This window comes from Microbispora sp. CL1-1 (genome assembly GCF_012034195.1).
Classification (GTDB): Bacteria; Actinomycetota; Actinomycetes; order Streptosporangiales; family Streptosporangiaceae; genus Microbispora.
The window spans coordinates 1-1,432 of the sequence record NZ_JAATEK010000126.1; the positions used below are offsets into that span (position 1 = coordinate 1).

At 66.2% G+C, this 1,432-nt stretch carries 2 protein-coding genes; both read left to right on the top strand.

The genetic code is table 11. The annotated features are described in order from the left end of the window. The first annotated feature begins 359 nt into the window (after positions 1-359). The gene (locus HCK04_RS40230; protein WP_168066698.1) at positions 360-500 is read left to right on the top strand and encodes a hypothetical protein; all 141 of its coding nucleotides are present in this window, start codon (positions 360-362) and stop codon (positions 498-500) included. A gap of 399 nt (positions 501-899) precedes the next feature. Next, positions 900-1,432, top strand: a 533-nt coding sequence (locus HCK04_RS40235; protein ID WP_205831292.1) for a plastocyanin/azurin family copper-binding protein, incomplete at its 3' end; no start/stop codon positions are given.

Sequence of the window (1,432 nt, forward strand, 5' to 3'; positions counted from 1 at the left end):
TTGACTTGCCACGGCGAACGGTGTGATCGCGGCGGCTGCGGCCGCGGTGGTGGCGAAGGCGCGCCGCGACAGCAGGCGTCGCGTCACGTCGCTGGTCTTCTCGGTCATGGTTCCCAATCGGTGACGGCGCTCGCCCACGTGCGGCAACGTGTGGCGAGCTGGGGGGTGGTCCGTGACGCCGGCGGTGAGCCGGCCATGCCGATCCGGAGGACTTTGTACAGACGTGGGGGGACTTCTGTCGATAAGACCCATCCTTTAGCGGGTTTCTTCAGGAAGTATGGTAACGAACGAGTCTACTTAGTCATAGATGTGGACTAAATACGGCCAGAATGTTACGTTTCCGCCGAAGCGTCGGAGGAGTGACCACCGGTCTCCGAAGGGATGTGGACGTCACGGCACCGCTGCCGTCTCCGGAAACGATCGATCGGCGCAGAGACGAGGAGATCGCCGGGGCCGGTGCCACGTCCGACATCGTCGAGCCCGGTGACCACTGCCGCTGACCAGGTAGTTCTTCCGAAGGTTGCTGTTGCCCCCCCCTACAACCGAAGGAGCGGACGATGGGCCGAAGAGACCTCTTCGCACACCCCGGCCACCCGCCCGGTGCCGTGTCGTGATCACAAGGGAGACGTCGCCCTGACTCTGGGCGTGGCGACGCCGCCCGTCATGGCCGCCTGACCTACCACAGCTCCGAGGCCGACACCGCCTGGCCGAGTTCCGCGACGCCCGTGTACGCGAGCTCTCCCGCCCGGCACGCCCCCCGAGTGACGTCGGCCGAAGTGCGATGTCCGACGGCCGAGCATCAGATCATGAGAGGTACACGGTATATGCGCATCAGATCTTCATCGGGCTTCGTCCGTGCTCTGCGGAAGGCGCTCAGATCCCCGGCCACGTTCGGACGCATGGCGTTGGTGATCCTGGCTGTGGCACTGCCGACGGTATGGCTGTCGGGAGTCGGTGCCGCGGCACAGGACCAGGGTCAGCGGGCCGGCCTGGCGGCGGAGCAGACGCTCGTCTGGACCGCCGACAACAGCTACACCGAATACAAGTCCGCGCCGACCACGGCGACGGCCGGCCTCGTGACGATCGTCTTCGAGACCAACGCGTCGACCGGCAACACCTACGGCATGACGCACACGCTGACGTTCGACGACGACAGCCCCGGCTACAACCACGACGTCGACGTCAACATCATGGCCAGCCCCTTCGACACGAGCGGGGGCAGGCATGAGGTTCAGGTGACCCTCACCCCCGGAACGTACCGCTACTACTGCGAGATCCCCGGTCACGCGGGAATGGTCGGCGAGCTCGTGGTCACCAGCGCCGAACCCACCGACACGACGCCGCCGCAGGTGTCGGCGTCGGTGTCGGGCGACAAGAACGCCGACGGCGACTACGTGGGTTCCGCCGCGGTGACCATCTCCGCGACCGACGA